The 17034-nt window shown below is 67.5% G+C and carries 15 protein-coding genes; 2 read left to right on the top strand and 13 right to left on the bottom strand.

Annotated elements, in window-relative coordinates:
• Positions 1-27: 27 nt before the first annotated feature.
• Positions 28-285, bottom strand: a complete 258-nt coding sequence (locus tag EDF74_RS08890; protein WP_123729815.1) for a hypothetical protein — start codon at positions 283-285, stop codon at positions 28-30.
• A 223-nt stretch (positions 286-508) separates the two neighbouring features.
• Between EDF74_RS08890 and EDF74_RS08885 the strand changes: the two genes are divergently transcribed.
• On the top strand, positions 509-1240 hold the full coding sequence (locus tag EDF74_RS08885; protein ID WP_123729814.1) for a ThuA domain-containing protein: 732 nt from the start codon (positions 509-511) through the stop codon (positions 1238-1240).
• Here the strand turns inward: EDF74_RS08885 and EDF74_RS08880 are convergent, their stop codons facing one another.
• The 11 genes from EDF74_RS08880 to EDF74_RS08830 form a co-directional block, all read right to left on the bottom strand.
• Positions 1241-1795, bottom strand: coding sequence for a hypothetical protein (locus EDF74_RS08880; RefSeq protein ID WP_123729813.1), 555 nt, complete (start codon positions 1793-1795; stop codon positions 1241-1243).
• Positions 1796-1915: 120 nt separating this feature from the next.
• Positions 1916-4105, bottom strand: a complete 2190-nt coding sequence (uvrD, locus tag EDF74_RS08875; RefSeq protein ID WP_123729812.1) for a DNA helicase II — start codon at positions 4103-4105, stop codon at positions 1916-1918.
• Between the two features lie 63 nt (positions 4106-4168).
• Entirely contained in the window at positions 4169-5560 is a 1392-nt protein-coding gene (locus EDF74_RS08870; RefSeq protein ID WP_184997278.1) for an FAD/NAD(P)-binding protein, read from the bottom strand.
• 36 nt (positions 5561-5596) lie between these two features.
• Positions 5597-7015 (bottom strand): cardiolipin synthase, encoded by a 1419-nt coding sequence (gene cls, locus EDF74_RS08865; RefSeq protein WP_123729810.1) that lies wholly within the window; start codon positions 7013-7015, stop codon positions 5597-5599.
• Positions 7016-7175: 160 nt separating this feature from the next.
• Entirely contained in the window at positions 7176-7343 is a 168-nt protein-coding gene (rpmG, locus tag EDF74_RS08860) for a 50S ribosomal protein L33 (protein ID WP_172407465.1), read from the bottom strand.
• A gap of 10 nt (positions 7344-7353) precedes the next feature.
• Positions 7354-7590, bottom strand: coding sequence for a 50S ribosomal protein L28 (gene rpmB / locus EDF74_RS08855; protein WP_019185625.1), 237 nt, complete (start codon positions 7588-7590; stop codon positions 7354-7356).
• Between the two features lie 228 nt (positions 7591-7818).
• Positions 7819-9375 (bottom strand): AAA family ATPase, encoded by a 1557-nt coding sequence (locus tag EDF74_RS08850; protein ID WP_123729809.1) that lies wholly within the window; start codon positions 9373-9375, stop codon positions 7819-7821.
• Between the two features lie 4 nt (positions 9376-9379).
• On the bottom strand, positions 9380-9928 hold the full coding sequence (locus tag EDF74_RS08845) for a hypothetical protein (RefSeq protein WP_123729808.1): 549 nt from the start codon (positions 9926-9928) through the stop codon (positions 9380-9382).
• Positions 9925-10146, bottom strand: coding sequence for a hypothetical protein (locus EDF74_RS08840; RefSeq protein WP_123729807.1), 222 nt, complete (start codon positions 10144-10146; stop codon positions 9925-9927). Before EDF74_RS08840 ends, EDF74_RS08845 begins: the two co-directional genes overlap by 4 nt.
• Positions 10147-10155: 9 nt before the next feature.
• A complete protein-coding gene (locus EDF74_RS08835) occupies positions 10156-11871 on the bottom strand; it encodes a hypothetical protein (RefSeq protein WP_123729806.1) in 1716 nt (571 codons plus the stop codon).
• A complete protein-coding gene (locus tag EDF74_RS08830; protein ID WP_123729805.1) occupies positions 11868-12353 on the bottom strand; it encodes a hypothetical protein in 486 nt (161 codons plus the stop codon). The genes EDF74_RS08835 and EDF74_RS08830 overlap by 4 nt, the downstream gene beginning before the upstream one ends.
• Positions 12354-12551: 198 nt before the next feature.
• Here EDF74_RS08830 and EDF74_RS08825 point away from each other — a divergent pair, with 198 nt between their 5' ends.
• On the top strand, positions 12552-13766 hold the full coding sequence (locus EDF74_RS08825; RefSeq protein ID WP_123729804.1) for a glycosyltransferase: 1215 nt from the start codon (positions 12552-12554) through the stop codon (positions 13764-13766).
• 83 nt (positions 13767-13849) lie between these two features.
• On the opposite strand, the gene EDF74_RS08820 is transcribed toward EDF74_RS08825, so the two are convergent.
• Complete coding sequence (locus tag EDF74_RS08820; RefSeq protein WP_123729803.1) at positions 13850-17032, bottom strand: efflux RND transporter permease subunit; 3183 nt, start codon at positions 17030-17032, stop codon at positions 13850-13852.
• Positions 17033-17034 lie beyond the last annotated feature (2 nt).

Here is a 17034-nt window from a genome sequence, read left to right as displayed (position 1 = left end):
CGATGATGCCGGTTGCGTGTTCGACTGTCAGCGCGTGCGGCGACGCGTGCCCAGCAGCGCGACCAGTGCGAAGACGATGCCGCTCAGCCAGAACCACAGCGTCGCCCGGCCGATGCACACCCCACTGGGCTGCGGCTGGCAGCGCAGGCGCAGCAGATCGAAGTCGCCGCCGTCGGCCAGGCAGGTCTGCGCGTGCTGGAACAGGGCCAGCACCGGCTCGGCCCAGCCTGCCGACCATGTCAGCAGGACCAGTGCAGCAAGCAGATATGGAATTCCCTTGTTCACGAGTGCGCTCCCAGCGGACAGGGGCAGACTCTGGGCGCCGGCCGGGGGAGCGACAAGCGGCACGCGACGAACTGTGTGAAATCCGGGATGAGCCGGGGGCGATCGGGGATGAAGCGAGACGCCCTGGCCCACCACAACGCGGATAGCGCAGGCATGCGCTGCCTGGGATGCCTGTGCTGCAGCGCAGGACGGAGACCGACAACGCCCATGACAGACTTCGCGCATGCGCCCTCTGCTCATTGCCCTGCTGTGCTCGCTGGCCCTGCTGCCGCTACCCGGACTTTCCGCCGCGCCGGGTCCGGACCGCGTGCTGATCTTCAGCCGCACCGCCAAGTTCCACCACGACGCGATTCCTGTGGCCGTGGCGACGCTGCGCGAGCTGAGTGCCGAGGCCGGCATGACGGCGGACCCGAGCGACGATCCCCGCGATTTCCGCCCCGACAACCTCGCCCGCTACCGCGCCGTGGTCTTCGCCAATACCACCGGCGATGTGCTCGACGCCGCGCAGCAGGCGGCGATGGAACAGTTCATCCGCAACGGCGGCGGCTTCATGGGCGTGCACGCCGCGGCCGACACCGAGTACGACTGGCCGTGGTACGGCGAACTGGTCGGCGCGTGGTTCCACAAGCACCCCGAGGGTCTGCAGGAGACGCGGGTGCAGCCTGAGCGTGACGGCAAACCGTCAGGCCCGGCGTGGCCGATCCGCGATGAGCTCTACAACTACCGGCGCAATCCGCGTGGGATGGTGCAGGTCATCGCGACGGTGGACGAAGCGCGCTACGACGGCGGCACCATGGGCGCCGATCATCCCATCGCCTGGTGCCGGCCCTTCGATGGCGGCCGCAGCTGGTACACCGGGCTGGGCCATGATGCTGCGGTGTACGCCAATCCGGATGTGCGGGCGCAGCTGCGCCGTGGCCTGCGCTATGCAGCAGGCCACGCGCCGGACTGCTGATCAGGCGGTACGCACCACGCGTGCGCCCTGGCACAGCGGGTAGCTCGCCAGCAGATCGGCGATGCGCTCGTGCATCGTGTCGAACGAGGCGCCATACAGATACAGCGCCGTCTCGGTCGGGCCCTGCCACCAGCTGCAGATCTCGCCGTGGCCTTCGATGCGCTCGACGATCTGTTCGAACACATAGTTCGAATCACACTGTTCGTAGACCTCATCGGGCAGATCGGTGCCGTTGAGATACAACGCCAAGCCTTCGGTGACGCCGAACGGCTGATCGGGGGCGCCTTCGCGCTGGATCAGCGAGCCCTTCGGCGCCCCCAGCTGCTCCAGCAGCTCGATCACGCCAGGCAACGAGGCCGGATCGTTCAGCGCGACCTCGATATCGCCGTAGTCCACTTCACCGTCTTCCGTCAGCGCGGTGCCACCGCCGGTGATCTCGCCCAGCTCGGCACTGCCCAGCAGCGCATCGAGCGGGTCTTCGAACAGCTCATGGCGATGCTCGGGCTGGAGCTTGGCATTCAACTTGACGGTGAGGTGCAGCGGCGAATCGGTCATGGCGGCGGCCTGTTCGAAAAGGATGGCCCCATTGTAGTGCCGGCCGCTGGCCGGCTCCCGACAACGCCGCAGCAGGCAGCTGCCGGCCAGCGGCCGGCACTACCGGATGACGAGCGCTGCTCAGAGCACCGTCAGATTGGCATACGCCATCACCAGCCACTTGCTGCCGGCCTCGATGAATTCGACCTGCACGCGGGCGTGCTGGCCGCTGCCTTCGTAGTCGGTGACCATGCCTTCGCCGAACTTGGGATGGTTGACCATCGCGCCCAGCTTGAGCGGCGGCGCTTCCAGTGCCGAGTGGCCCATCACCCGGTTGGCACCGAGCGAGGTGCCGCGCGAGACCTGCACCTTGGGGCGCACTTCGTTGACCAGCTCACGCGGGATCTCGCGCAGGAAGCGCGAGGGCACGTTGTAGTTGTCCTGGCCATGGATGCGACGTGATTCGGCGTAGCAGAGCACCAGCTTCTGGCGCGCGCGGGTGATGCCCACGTACGCCAGGCGACGTTCTTCTTCCAGCCGGCCGCTTTCTTCCAGCGAGCGCGCGCTCGGGAACAGGCCGTCTTCCATGCCGGCCAAGAACACCAGCGGGAACTCCAGGCCTTTGGCAGCGTGCAGCGTCATCAACTGCACGCCCTCTTCGCCGGCCTGGGCCTGGCCTTCGCCGGCTTCCAGCGAGGCGTAGGCGAGGAAGGCGACCAGCTCGCTCATGTCCTGGGTTTCTTCGACATCGTCTTCGCGACGCACGAAGCGCGAGGCCACCGAGACCAGTTCGTCCAGGTTGTCCGCGCGCGATTCCGAATCCAGCGCGTTGCGGCTTTCCTTGGACCAGTGCTCACGCAGGCCCGAGCGCATCAGCACGTGGTCGATGCGTTCGGCCAGGGTCATCGTGTCGGCTTCGGCCTGGAGCTGGTTGACCAGCACCAGGAACCCGGCCAGCGCGTTGCGTGCACGTACAGCGAGCTCATTGCCCTGGGTGGTCAGCATGGTGGCCTCCCACAGCGAGATCGCGTGGGTACGGGCCAAACGGCGCACTTCATCCAGGGTGCGATCGCCGATGCCACGCGTCGGCGTGTTGACCGCACGCTCGAAGGCGGCGTCATCGTTGCGGTTGGTCATCAACCGCAGGTAGGCCAGCGCATCCTTGATTTCGGCGCGCTCGAAGAAGCGCATGCCGCCGTACACGCGGTACGGCACCTGCTCGGAGAGCAGCGCTTCTTCGAAGGCACGCGATTGTGCATTGCTGCGGTAGAGCACGGCGACGTCGCCATAGCTGCCACCATCGCGCACCCACTGGCGCGCGCGCTCGACCACGTAACGCGCTTCGTCCATTTCGTTGTAGGCCGCGTACAGATCGATCGGATCACCATCGCCGCTGTCGGTCCACAACTCTTTGCCGATGCGGTCCGGGTTGTGCGCGATCACCGCATTCGCCGCGCCGAGGATGTTGGCGGTGGAGCGGTAGTTCTGCTCCAGGCGCACGGTCTGCGCGCCCGGGAAATCCTTCAGGAAGCGCTGGACGTTCTCGACCTTGGCGCCGCGCCAGCCATAGATGGCCTGGTCGTCATCGCCGACCACGAACACGTGGCCGGTCTCACCGGCCAGCACGCGCACGAAGGCGTACTGGATGGCGTTGGTGTCCTGGAACTCGTCCACCAGGATTTCGCGGAAGCGCGAACGGTAGTGCGCCAGCAGCGCCGGGTTGTCGCGCAGCAGTTCATGCGCGCGCAGCAGCAGCTCGGCGAAATCGACCAGACCGGCGCGGTCGCAGCGCTCCTGATAGGCGATATACGCCTGGCGCATGGTTTCCAGCCACGCGTCATGCGGCTCGGGCTGGATGTGCTGCGGGCGACGGCCTTCGTCCTTCTGCTCGTTGATCCACCAGGCGATCTGCTTCGGCGGGAACTTGCCGTCGTCGATCTCCAGCTGCTGGACCACGCGCTTGACCAGCCGCAGCTGGTCGTCCGAATCCATCACCTGGAAGCTGTCGGGCAGCTTGGCGTCCTGGAAGTGCAGGCGCAGCAGGCGATGGGCCAGGCCGTGGAAGGTGCCGATCCACGCGCCGCGGCTGCCCTGCGACAGCTGCAGGTCGATGCGGTGACGCATCTCGCCGGCGGCCTTGTTGGTGAAGGTCACCGCAAAAATGCCATGGGTCGGCACGCCGCAGACTTCATTGAGCCAGGCGATGCGGTGGATAAGCACGCGGGTCTTGCCGGAACCGGCACCGGCAAGCACCAGATGGTGGCCGGGCGGGGCGGACACAGCTTCGCGCTGGGCGGGGTTCAACCCGTCGAGCAAGTGGGAAACATCCATGTCCCCATTTTACCCTCGGGCGGGTCGCTCCGGGTCGTTACGCGGCGCCCGGACCGAACGGGTTCAGCCGCGCGCCGCCTGTTCGGCCTGCACGCGCAGCTCCGGGATCGCCAGGCTCTCCCACAGGGTGCCGATGCGCAGGCTGCCGACCACCCGGATCGCCGGCTGCGGCTGGCCATGGCCATCGATCAGGGCACCGTCCTCCACCGTGGTCTCCAGCCCAAGGCCATGCGGGCCCGGGCGGGCATGTCCGTCCGCCAGCAGCTGCTGGATCAGCGGATTGCGCATCGACAGCGCGCGGGTCTCCACCCCGGTGGCGTTGATCACCGCGCCCACGGTCAGGGGCGGCAGGCCACCGTCCGGGCTGCGGCCGTGCAGCTGCAACCCGCTTTCCTGCATCAGCAGCGTATCCAGCCGGGCCCGATGGCGCTGCAGCTGGCCACTGCGCTCCAGTTCGCTCACCTGGGCATGCACCGATTCGGCGATGCGGTGGCGGTGCACGTCCCAGTACCGCACCACGTGGCGCAGGAAGCGCCGCTGATCGGCCTCGCCCAGGCTCAGCCACAACGCCTGGCCCATCGGCCGGATCCGGTCCATCACGCTCTGCCATGGGAGGCCTTGCGCCACGGCGGCATGCGCCTGCGCGCGCAGTTCCCGCACGCGCTGGCGCAGCGACATCGCCAGCAGCGGCTGCGGATCGAAGGTGACCGCATCGCCATGCGCCTGTGGCAAGGGCAGCAACGCGTGGCGCGACAGCACGTAGATGCGCCCGCGGTGACCGGCGGCGGCCAGGGCGACCACACTGTCGGCCATGCTCAGGCCCGAGCCGATGATGGCCAGATCGTCATCGCCGGCCAGCACGCGCACGCCGTCGTAGTCCCACGCCTCCACCGCCTGTGCGGGCGGCAGTGCGTCGGCACCGGGTACCGGCAGTGGACGCATGCTGTTGCCACAGGCCAGCACCACGCGCTGCGCGCGCCACGTCACGTCATCGTCGAGCCGCAGCTCCACGCCGTGTCCGGTCGGCTCCAGTGCGAACACCGGCTGCTCGACCACCTCCAGCGCCGCTTCGCTGCGCTCGCACGCCTGTTCCAGGCGCTCACGCAGGTAGGCGGCGAAATGGCGGCGCGGCACGAACTGGTCCGCCAGCAGCGCGCGCGGCACATCGGCAATCGCCTGGCTGTCGATCAGGTAATCCAGGAAATCCGCAGGCTGATCGGGCAGCCCGCTCATCTTGCCGGCCGGCACGTTGAGCAGGTGCTCAGGCCAAGGCGTGGCGTAGGCGATGCCTTCGGCCAGCGCCGAAGCCGGCTCGAACAGCACGATGCGTGACGGTCGCGCAGCATGGCGCAGGGCCTGCAGCGCGACGAGGACGCCGGCAGCGCCGCCGCCGACGATGGCCAGATCACACTGGCGGTGGGTATCGGACGCAGTCATATATCGATTGTAGGCGATGCGCGTGGACCGGCCGTCCACGCGCGTCACAGCGGGCTACATCAACGCATCGGCCAGCCGTGCGATGCCTTCGCGGCTGCGCTTCCACGCCGGCCGTTGGCGCCACGTCGCCAGATCGAGCTGACGGGACTGTTCGAGATAGTCGGCTTCGATCTGCGCCAGCTGCCGCACCATGCCCGGGTCATAGCAGAGCATGCCGATCTCGGCATTGAGCGCGAACGAGCGGATATCCAGGTTGATCGAGCCGACCAGGGCAATGTCTTCATCGACAGTCAGGTGCTTGGCATGCAGGAAATGCGGTTCGTACAGTGCGATGCGCACACCGCTGCGCAGCAGCTCATCGTAGTAGGCCTCCTGCGCCCACGAGGTCAGCCGCTGGTTGGTGCTGGCCGAGAGGATCAGCTGCACCTGCACGCCGGACAGCGCCGCGATGCGCAGCGCACTCAAGGTCGCCTCATCCGGCACGAAATACGGCGTGACCAGCACGATGCGCCGGCGCGCCAGATGGATCAGCGCGTTCACCGCATCGCGCGCATTGCTGAAGGGGTAGGCCGGGCCACTGGGCAGCAGTTGGGTCGGCACATCGGCTGAGCACACCGGCACCGCGGTGAGCACATCCAGGCGCTGCCCGGTTTCCATGTACCAGTCGCTGGCGAACACGGCTTCCAGGTGCGCCACCACCGGGCCGCGCACGCGCGCGACCAGCTCCTTGTTCGGGAACCCCGCAACAAACTGCGCGCGCGCCAGGTTCTGTGAGCCGATGTAGCCGACGCGGTTGTCGATCACCGCGATCTTGCGGTGGTTGCGCAGGTCCATGCGGCCACTTCGGCGCCACCGCAGCCCACCGGGCAGCATCGCGCGCACATCTACGCCGAGGGCTTGGAGACGGTGACGGTAGTGGCGCAGCCCGCGCTTGGCCCCGACTGCATCCAGCAGCACGCGGCAGTGCACGCCGCGCGCCGCAGCCCGCTGCAGCGCTTCGACGATGGCCTCGCCGACGGCATCGTCGAACATCAGGTAGTACAGCAGGTGCACGCGCTCACGGGCCTGGTCGATGTCTTCGATCAGGGCCTGCAGCGAGGCGTCGTAGTCATTGAGCAGATCCACCGCGTTGCCGTGGATGGGCATGAAATCGCCCTGGCGCTCGATCAGCGGCACGATCTCGGCGGTGGCCGTCTCCGGCGGGGGCGTCCAGCGCAGCGGCGGCTGCAGGGCCTGCTCTTCGCGGATCACCTGGGAGGCCTCGGCCTGGCGCTGCACGCGCTGGCGCGACAGCCAGGGGTGGCCGAACAGCAGGTACAGCGGCAGCCCGAGCAGCGGCACGAAGCCGACCAGCAGCAACCAGCTGCGCGCGGCACCAGGCGTCGTGCGGCTGGGAATCCACAACAGCGCGGCCAGCCGGATCAGCCAATCCAGCATCAACAACCACGAACCCAGCAGCCACTCGAACAGCATCGCGTCGCCCGTCGGGAGGGGAACCGCATTCTGCCATGGGCCGCTGTGCCGCCGGGGTGACTGGTGCAGCCGCTGCGGCCCGGCACCGCGCGATGCCGGAAACGGAAAAACCCGCCACGAGGGCGGGTTTTTCGTCGGGAAGCTCAAGGATCCTTGCGGATTACTTGATCTTGCCTTCCTTGTACAGGACGTGCTTGCGCACGACCGGATCGTACTTCAGGAATTCCATCTTCCCGGGGGTGTTCTTCTTGTTCTTGTCCGTCGTGTAGAAGTGGCCAGTGTTGGCCGTCGAAATCAGACGGATCTTATCGCGCTTGCCTGCCATGATCGTTTACTCCTCAGACCTTTTCGCCGCGCGAACGCAGCTCAGCCAGAACGGAGTCGATACCGTTCTTGTCGATGGTGCGCAGGGCATGCGCGGAAACACGAAGCTTGACCCAGCGGTTTTCGCTGGCAACCCAGAAGCGGCGCTCGTGCAGGTTGGGCAGGAAACGACGACGGGTCTTGTTGTTGGCGTGCGAGACGTTGTTACCCGTCTGCACTCGCTTGCCGGAAACTTGGCATACGCGGGACATTGCGCACCTCGATAAAAGTAGTTGTCAGCCCATAGCCCGGGCGACGGCGGCCTCGACGGTTTCCCGCCACACGTCATGAGAATCAAAGGGTTACGCTGTCGAGGGCGGACCGGATGACGTGTTCCCGGCCACCGATCCAAAGGTTTTTGGACACGGCGAGCCGCGCATTATGCCCGCTTGGCCCTGCTGGCGCAACCGAGGCCGGCAGGGGCCTGCCGGCCGGGTCGTTCATGCCAGGACGGCGCGGCGCGGCCGCCCGGCGGCTGGGGTGCTGGCCGCGATCGGCTCACCCGAGGCCGGCACTGCCCGCTCCCTGCCCCAGGCGCGGATGTTCTCGATCTGCTCCGGTGCGGTCCGCGACAACGGCACCACGTTCTGGAAACTCCGCCGGAACAGCTCATCGGTGACTACGGCATCGCCCTTCAGGTACGCCTCTTTCACCACTTCACGCACCGCCGATTCCAGGTCCGACCCGGCAAAGCCCTCGGACAGATCGACCAGCTCGTCGAGCAGCGCCGGCGCCAGCTCACGCTGCTGCAGGCCGCGGCGGGCGTAGATGCCGATGATGTCGCGGCGTTCCGGCGCGGTTGGCAGGTCGACGAAAAACAGCTCGTCAAACCGGCCGCGGCGCAGCAGCTCCGGCGGCAGCTTGGACACATCGTTGGCGGTCGCCACCACGAACACGCGGGTACGGGCTTCCTGCAGCCAGTACAGGAACTGGCCGACCAGTCGGGTCGAGGTGCCGCCGTCGCCGCCCCCGGTGGCGCCGGCCAGGCCCTTTTCGATCTCGTCGATCCACAGCACGCAGGGCGCCACGTGATCCGCCGTGGCAAGCGCTTCCTTGAGGCGGCCTTCGCTCTGGCCCAGGTACTGGCCGTGGATGGTGGACAGGTCCAGGCGGTACAGCGGCAACTGCCAGTCCTGGGCAATGGCCTTGGCCGACAGCGATTTGCCGCAGCCCGGTACGCCGACCAGCAGCACGCCCCGCGGCGGCCGGATGCCACGCTCGCGCAGGTCGGCGGTCAGCAGCGGCCGCTCGCGTGCCAGCCAGCTCTTGAGGCCGCCCAGGCCACCGACACTCAGGTCGCCGCCACGCACGGGCACCCGCTCGATACCGGAAATGTCGGCGAAGATCCGGTCCTTGGCATGCATCAGCTCGACCAGATCATTCTTGTCGATACGCCCGTTGACCAGCAGCGTGGCGATGATGTTCTCCGCCTCCAGCCGCGAGATGCCGGCCAGGATGGCCGCCGCCTGGCGGATGTCGGCGTCGTCCCACTCGATCTGGAACTGGCTGCGGTACGGATCGATCTGCTCATGGATGATCGCCGCCATCTCGTCTTCGGTGGGCGGCGACAACACCAGCGACATGCCCAGGCGCTGCAGTTGGCCGAACACCGGCTTGCTGGTCACCACGACCACCGAGCCGCCATGGTCGGCCGCCAGCATCGCCACATCGATCAACTGCCGCGCCGAGGGCGTGTCGTCCTCCAGGTCGGACACTTCGGTCAACACGAAACTGAGGTTCTGACGCTGCGCCATCTGCTGGCTGGCGAAGTCCACCGCGCCGATGACCGAGCGGTCTTCGTTGACGATCCGCCCGGTGGCCAGCTCGCGCGTACCCTGCGAGAGGGTGTGCACATAGAACGGCGCACTCAACGCACCGGCCACGTCACGCAGGATATCCAGCACCCGCGCGCGTTCGGTGCTGCGGATGGAGATGAAGGGCACGCGCGCTTTCAGGTAGCGGGTCAGCGTGGCATGGAACTCGCGGGTATCGCTCATGGATTCAGATCATCAAGGTTCGCCGACGGCCCGCTAGGGCGGGGACATCGGCAGGTGAAGCAGACGGGAGTGGCGGCGGCGCGGCAGCATCCAGTGCTGCCGGCCGGTAGTGGCACAGGCTGTTATAGCGCACCGCACGCAGGGTGCGGTCACAGCGCAGCGTGCGTGCGTTGGCTTCCAGGTCGGCCTGCATCCTGGCCGTGATGCGGACCAGTTCGTCGCGCAGGAACGCACGCAGCGATTCAGGCAGCGTTGCCAGCGAGGCCAGCTGATGCAGCACGCTGAAGTGCCGACGCGCATCCAGCAGCGCACGCACCAGGGTCACTTCATCGGCGCGATCACCCAGATCGCGTTGCAGGCGAGCGCTGCACTGCTTCAGCCGCAGGTCGAGCAGCGTGGTCACCCGGTCGGTGAACAACTGCGCCACGCCGGGGGTCCAGTCCAGGCGCCCAGCCGCCATGGCCGCGAGCGCCTCGGCTTCGCGGCCCCCTTCACTGAAGGCATCCAGGACCTGGCTCCATTCGGCATAGGTCCGCGGAACCGGCAGTGTCATCCGTGCGAGGCGCGTTTGCGGCGTACGAAACCGGTTGTCGGAAGCAGGTCCCAGCCAGGCAGGGCGCCGGCAAGCGCATCCGGGGCGGCAATATTGACCAGCGGCGCGGCGGAAACAACCGGGGTAGCCGCCGCGACATCGTTCAGCGACGGCGGGAGGGCGTCCTGGGCCGGCAACGGCGGCGGCACGGCGGAAGCATCGAGCAGGGAACGGGTCATGGTCGGGCCTCAGGCGGTGGCAGCAAGGATGCGGCGGGTATTGTCATGACCGCCAAGGGTGAACTGCTCGGGGGTGATCGACTCCAGCAGCGCGGTCAACTCGGCAGACTGGGCATCGCGTGCGGCGAGGTCACGCCGCACTTCCACGACTTCGGCCATGCAGGCCTTGAGCGCGTTCTGCAGCTGCTCACGCTGGCGCGTAAAGTCGGCGCGGACCGTTTCGCGGGTCTTGTCCAGATTCTTGTAGGCCATGCCGACCCACAGCAGCATCAGCGCGGCGATGACCATGCCGATGATGTTGCCGAGGGTCATCACCAGCAGCAGGACGCCCAGCACCAGGACAGCCCAGTGCTGGAAGCGCAGCTTCACGCCGGCCAGCGCCTGGGCAAGCCCGGCGTCGACGTGTTCGTTCAGCGAGGTCTCCAGTGCAGCCTGGTTGCTGCCATCGCGCGTGGTGCCCTGCCATGCATCCAGCGTGACCTCCACGTCGGTCGGGATCGACTGGCGGATGCTGGCGGTGAGATCGTGATGCGCTTCCAGGATCCAGCTGCGCGACTGGGCGGTCGCAAAGCGCTGGGTGGCACGCGAAGCCTGCGAGGTTTCCGGATGCATCGCGGCGTTGGTAAGCAGCTGGGTGAAGCTGATGCGATGTTCCAGTGCCGGGTCCTGCAGCTGGAAGCGACGGTCGGCCGCGGGGCGGTCACCGTTCTCATCGATGATCAGCTTGCACAGGGCTTCATCGCGTCGCAGCGGCAGTTCTTCTGTGTCGAAATGCGAAACCAGCTTGGTCAGCAGGGCGTCGACATCGGCGGCCAGACCGGCCGTTGCACGTACATCGCCGCTGAACACACTCTGGAAATGCCGGGTGACAGCCGCGTGGGTCGCGGTGGCATTGAGCGAGTCCTGCAAGGCCGGCCAGGTCGGGCTGAACCGTTGCAGGTGCGGATAGCGGGCGCTGTCGTCGCCATTGGGGGTCTTGGAGCGCAGCGCATCGATCCACTGGCTGCGCTGAGCCTCCACGAAGCCGGCACGCTGGGCCAGTTCCTCGATCCACTCATTGGTGCGCGCCACGCAGATGCGGGCAGTATCCACGCCGAACACACCGCCGGCGATCGCATCGATCAACACCACGGTCTGGCGGTCCAGTTCCACCGGGTTCTGCATGCCCAGGTAACGGTCCATCCACTGCTGGGCGGCCGACAGACGTCCCGCGCGGCGGCTGACGAGAGAGAACAGCAGGCTGGTTTTCTCGTCATCACGACGGATGGCCTCGGCCAGCGCACGCTGCGCCAGATCCTGCTGATCGTTGAGCCACGCGGCCAGCGCCACCAGTGCCGGGGCCAACCAGTAGCCGGGCGCCGCCAGCATGAGATTCTCACTGGCGGCACGGATGGTGTCCTGCCGGACCAGACTGATGTCGGCCGCCTGCAGAATGCCGGTGGTCTGGCGGCGGACATCGGCGTAGTGGCCGAACCGGTTCTCCAGCTCCTGGCGGATCTTCACCTGCCGGGTTTCGGCCAGCGACAGTTCCTTGGCTTTCAGATCCGCTGCCACGAAATCCATGAACGCTTTTTCCAGGCGCGCCAGTTCGCTGCGGGTGGCACCTACATCGCTCTGGATCGCATGGGCCTGGGTGTGCAATGCGTCCAGGTCCCGCCCCAGCGAGCGCAGGCTGCTGTTGATGGCGGACAGGTCGGCCATGTGGATGATGCGTTGTGTGCTCATGTCGTTCCTTCGATGACGGCGGTCTGGCCGGAGTCGCTGACGGTGACCATCCGGTTCGCGTACACCTCGATGAAGGCGTAGGACGGATGCACGGCCAGCGTGCGTGCCCGTTCGAGCGTTAGCGGCAGCGTGTGGCCGATCTTGAAGTGTTCGATGATCTGCCCGGTCAGGTCCAGCGTATGGACCTCATACGGGTGACCGAGCATGCAGCGGCTGACGATGCCGAGCAGGCGATCCTCCAGGGCGATCTCACCGAGTTCGGCGTCGATCAGCTGCTTCAGCGCAGCCAGCGCTTGGCGATCATGCAGGTGACCGCCAACATCGACACGGGTCATGGCCTGCACATACGCGGGCGAGCGCTTCTGCCGGAGGCGGCTGTCGAGCGAGGCCGCACTCAGCGGGGTGGTGCGTGCCTGAGAGCGCGTGGCGACAGACAGGCCGGCGGTAGCGGCCTCCGTGCCGAACAATAGATTGCGAGCCATTCCCTGCTTCCTGCGATACCGCGAGCGCGGCCGTTCCGAGGCGGAAAGTAGCAGAGATGCGGTGCCGTTCCAATGCGATGCGTGCGTGGACGATGCGGCCGTCACTGGCGCCTGCGCTAGGCTGGCCACCTGAGAAGGACCGCCCCGCATGAAGATTCTCGCAATGACCTGCCGTGCCATGTTCCCGAAGCGCCTGCCATGAAGCTGCTCGCCCTGACCTACGGCACCGAAGGCGACACCCGCCCGCTGGCGATGCTCTGCCATGGACTGATGGCGGCCGGCCATGAGGTGCTGCTGCTGGCCGAGCGCGGCACCTTGGGCAGCGCGCGCGAACTGGGCGTCCCACATGCCGCGCTCGAAGGCGACATCCATGACGAGGTGGTGGCATTGGTCTCGCGCGGAAATGCGAGGCTTGCCGCTTCGCGGGGGCTGGCGCGGATGGCGCAACAGCACGTGCCCGGGTGGATGCGCCAGGCCGATGCGGCGGCGGCCGGGTGCGATGCGGTGCTGACCGGCGGGCTGGCCGCTTTCGTGGGACTGACCGTGGCCGAGCACCGCGGGCTGCCGGTGATCGGCACCGGGATGATCCCACTGACCCCGACCGCCAGCTTCCCCTCCCCGTTCCTGCCACGGCTGCGCCTGCCGGGCCCGCTCAACCGGCTCAGCTACAGCCTCATCAATCAAGCGGTGTGGCGCACCTTCCGCCGCCCGATCAACGCCGCGCGGCGGGTGCTGGGCATGCCGGACCGCGCCTCCCCCTGGCGGGACCTGCCGATGCTGTATGGCATCTCGCCCAGCCTGCTGCCACCGCCCCCGGACTGGCCCGACAACCACCAGATCTGCGGCCAATGGCGCGCGCCAGAACGCGGTTGGCAGCCGCCGCCGGACCTGCAGGCGTTCCTGGACGCCGGCCCCGCCCCGGTCTACCTCGGCTTCGGCAGCATGACCGGCTTTGATCGCGACCAGGTGCTGCCCGCACTGCTGGCAGCCCTGGCGCCGCGGCGGGTGCTGCTGTTCCCGGGCTGGGCCGGTCTGCCCAGCGCTCCCTTGCCACCCCATGTGTTCGTGATCGGGCCGAACCCGCATGAGGCCTTGTTCCCGCGTTGCGCGCTGATCATCCATCACGGTGGCAGCGGCACCACGCATTCGGCGTGCCGGGCCGGTGTGCCCTCGCTGGTGATGCCGTTCGCCGCCGACCAGTTTTTCTGGGCGGATCGGCTGCATCGGTTGGGCGTGGCACCGGCGGCGTTGTCGCCAAAGCGGTTGGACGCCGCCCGGCTGAGCAGTGCCATTGCGTTTGCCGAACGGGCGGACACGCGTTCGCGTGCCGTCGCGCTTGGCCGGGCGATGACGGTCGAAGATGGCGTGGCCGTTGGCGTCGCGGCGATCGAGGCGCATCTGTCACCGCGATGACCGCGGCCATGGCGGGCACGGAGGTTGCCGTGCCGCCTGTGGGTTTACCCGACCCACGGTCGGGGCTACCCGATGAGCCGGTGCTATCCAGCGGCCGGTGCAGCGTCGTCCTTGCGATGCAGCCACCGATACAGCACCGGCAACACCAACAACGTCAGCAGCGTGGACGAGACGATGCCGCCGATCACCACGGTTGCCAGCGGACGCTGCACCTCCGAGCCGGCACCCACGTTGAACGCCATCGGCACGAAGCCGAGCGAGGCCACCAGCGCGGTCATCAGCACCGGGCGCAGACGGCCCAGGGCACCCTCGTGCACCGCCTGCGGCAACGGCATCCCATGCTCGCGCAGGCTGCGCACGAAGCTGATCATCACCAGGCCGTTGAGCACCGCCACACCGGACAGCGCGATGAAGCCCACGCCGGCCGAGATCGACAACGGAATCCCGCGCAGCGCCAGCGCGAGCACACCGCCGGTGAGCGCCAGCGGCACGCCACTGAACACGATGGCTGCATCCTTGACCGAGCCGAAGGCCCAGAACAGCAGCGCGAAGATGATCGCCAGCGTCACCGGCACCACGATCGACAACCGCTGGCTGGCCGAGATCAGCTGCTCGAAGCTGCCGCCGTACTCGATCCAGTAGCCGTTGGGCACCTGCACATCACGCCCGATCGCCTGCTGCAGCTCGCCGACAAACCCGCCGAGGTCGCGGTCGCGCACGTTGGCGGTGACCACGATCCGGCGCTTGCCATTCTCGCGGTTGATCTGGTTCGGCCCTTCGCTGTTGCTCAGCGTTGCCAGCTCACGCAGCGGCACCGTGCGTGCACTGCCGCTGGTCCAGCTACCGGTGCGGCTGGACTCGTCGGCGTCATCGGCCAGCGCCGTCTCCAGCGACACCGGCAGGTCCGCCAGGGCGGCCGGGTCCTGGCGTAGCGCTTCGGGCAGGCGCACCACGATGTCGAAGCGGCGGTCGCCTTCGAACAACTGCCCTGCCACCTGCCCGCCGACCGCGGTGGCCACGGTCGACTGCACCTGGCCCGGATTCAAGCCATACCCGGCCAACGCGGTGCGGTTGGGGGTGACGGTCAGCAGCGGCAGGCCGCTGGTCTCCTCCACCCGCACGTCGGCCGCGCCCGGCACCGTGCCGACCGCCGCCGCGATGCGCTTGCCGACCGACAGCAGCGTGTCCAGATCGTCGCCGAACAGCATCACGGCCACGTCGGCGCGCACACCGGAGATCAGCTCGTTGGTGCGCATCTGGATCGGCTGGGTGAACTCGTAGTTGTTGCCGGGCAGCTGCTCGACCGCTTCCTCCAGCTCGGCCAGCAGTGCCGCGCGCGACTTGCGAGGATCCGGCCAGGCCTTGCGCGGTTTCATCATGATGAAGGTATCGGCGACCGACGGCGGCATCGGATCGGACGCGACTTCCGGCGTGCCGATCTTGGAGAACACCTTGTCCACCTCGGCGAACTGCACCAGCCGGTTCTCGATCTGCTTCTGCATCTCGATGGACTGGGTCAGGCTGGTCCCGGGGATGCGCATGGCGTGCATGGCGACATCGCCTTCGTCCAGGTTCGGCACGAACTCGCTGCCCAGCCGCGTGGCCAGCAGGCCGCAGCCGACCACCAGCACCAGCGCACCACCGACCATCCAGCGGCCGCGACGCAGCGAAAAAGCCAGCATCGGCTCGTAGCGCCGACGCACCCAGGCCATCAGGCGGTTTTCCTTCTCCTGCACACGGCCACCGAGGAACAGCGCGATCGCCGCGGGCACGAAGGTCAGTGCCAGCACCATGGCACCGGTCAGGGCCAGCACCACGGTGATCGCCATCGGGTGGAACATTTTTCCTTCCACGCCGGTGAGCGCGAAGATCGGCAGGTACACCGCGGTGATGATGCCCAGCCCAAACAGGCTCGGGCGGATCACCTCGGCGGTGGCGCTGGCGGTTTCGGCGAAGCGTTCATCGCGGGTCATGTCGCGGCCGAGCGCATGCTGGCGTTCGCCGAAGCGGCGCAGGCAGTTCTCGATGATGATCACCGCCCCGTCGACAATCAGGCCGAAGTCCAGCGCGCCCAGGCTCATCAGGTTGGCCGACACGCCGCCACGGGCCATGCCGGTCAGCGTGAACAGCATCGCCAGCGGAATCACCGCCGCGGTGATCAATGCCGCGCGGAAGTTGCCGAGCAACAGGAACAGCACCACGATCACCAGCAGGGCGCCTTCGATCAGGTTCTTGGCGACTGTTGCGATGGTGCGGTCGACCAGCGCGGTGCGGTCGTAGCTGGCGGTGACGGTGACGCCCTCGGGCAGACTGGCCTGTGCCTGCTGCAGACGCGCCGCCGCGGCCTGGGCCACATCGCGGCTGTTGGCCCCGATCAGCATCACCACCGTGCCCATCACCACTTCATGGCCGTTCTGGGTGGCCGCACCACTGCGCAGCTCCGGTCCGTCCTGCACCTGGGCGACGTCGTGCACGTGGATCGGCACGCCTTCGCGGCGGGCCAGCACGATGTTGCCGATTTCCTCCAGGTTGGCGACCTGGCCGGGGATGCGGACCAGGAACTGCTGGCCGTTGCGTTCGATGTAGCCGGCGCCGACGTTCTGGTTGTTGGCCTCCACCGCCTGCGCGACATCTTCCAACGTGAAGCCCAGCGCGCGCAGGCGGGCCGGATCCGGGGTGATGTGTACCTGGCGCTGGAAGCCACCGATGGTGTTGACCTCGGTCACGCCGGGCACGTTGCGCAGCTGTGGCCGGATCACCCAGTCCTGCAGCGTGCGCAGGTCGGTAGCGGTGTACGCCGTGCCATCGGCCTTGCGCGCGGTGGGATCGGCGTCGATGGTGTACATGAAGATCTCGCCGAGGCCGGTGGAGATCGGTCCCAGCTGCGGATCCAGTCCTTCGGGGATCTGCGATTTGACCTGCTGCAGGCGCTCGGCGACCTGCTGCCGGGCGAAGTAGATGTCGGTGCCGTCCTTGAACACCACGGTCACCTGCGAAAGCCCGTAGCGTGAGAGCGAGCGGGCCTGTTCCATCGCCGGCAGGCCGGCCATCACCGTTTCCACCGGATAGGTGATGCGCTGTTCGGTTTCCAGCGGCGAATAGCCGGGCGCGGCGGTGTTGATCTGCACCTGGACGTTGGTGATGTCCGGGGTGGCGTCGATCGGCAGCTTGGTGAAACTCCAGCTGCCAATCACGATCAGCACCAGGGTCAGGGCCATCATCAGCCAGCGATGGGCGATGGCGGCGCGGAGGATGCGCTCAAGCATGA

This window comes from Stenotrophomonas rhizophila (assembly GCF_003751305.1).
GTDB classification, from domain to species: domain Bacteria; phylum Pseudomonadota; class Gammaproteobacteria; order Xanthomonadales; family Xanthomonadaceae; genus Stenotrophomonas; species Stenotrophomonas rhizophila_B.
The sequence above is the reverse complement of the archived record's forward strand: the minus strand, read 5'-3'. Positions and strand labels throughout refer to the sequence as shown.

Bases quoted from the DNA above. Each gene is read 5' to 3' on its own strand.
- EDF74_RS08885 (WP_123729814.1), top strand. From the start codon at position 509: ATGCGCCCTCTGCTCATTGCCCTGCTGTGCTCGCTGGCCCTGCTGCCG.
- EDF74_RS08880 (WP_123729813.1), bottom strand. From the start codon at position 1,795: ATGACCGATTCGCCGCTGCACCTCACCGTCAAGTTGAATGCCAAGCTC.
- uvrD (WP_123729812.1), bottom strand. From the start codon at position 4,105: ATGGATGTTTCCCACTTGCTCGACGGGTTGAACCCCGCCCAGCGCGAA.
- cls (WP_123729810.1), bottom strand. From the start codon at position 7,015: ATGCTGTTCGAGTGGCTGCTGGGTTCGTGGTTGTTGATGCTGGATTGG.
- rpmB (WP_019185625.1), bottom strand. From the start codon at position 7,590: ATGTCCCGCGTATGCCAAGTTTCCGGCAAGCGAGTGCAGACGGGTAAC.
- EDF74_RS08850 (WP_123729809.1), bottom strand. From the start codon at position 9,375: ATGAGCGATACCCGCGAGTTCCATGCCACGCTGACCCGCTACCTGAAA.
- EDF74_RS08845 (WP_123729808.1), bottom strand. From the start codon at position 9,928: ATGACACTGCCGGTTCCGCGGACCTATGCCGAATGGAGCCAGGTCCTG.
- EDF74_RS08840 (WP_123729807.1), bottom strand. From the start codon at position 10,146: ATGACCCGTTCCCTGCTCGATGCTTCCGCCGTGCCGCCGCCGTTGCCG.
- EDF74_RS08835 (WP_123729806.1), bottom strand. From the start codon at position 11,871: ATGAGCACACAACGCATCATCCACATGGCCGACCTGTCCGCCATCAAC.
- EDF74_RS08830 (WP_123729805.1), bottom strand. From the start codon at position 12,353: ATGGCTCGCAATCTATTGTTCGGCACGGAGGCCGCTACCGCCGGCCTG.
- EDF74_RS08825 (WP_123729804.1), top strand. From the start codon at position 12,552: ATGAAGCTGCTCGCCCTGACCTACGGCACCGAAGGCGACACCCGCCCG.
- EDF74_RS08820 (WP_123729803.1), bottom strand. From the start codon at position 17,032: ATGCTTGAGCGCATCCTCCGCGCCGCCATCGCCCATCGCTGGCTGATG.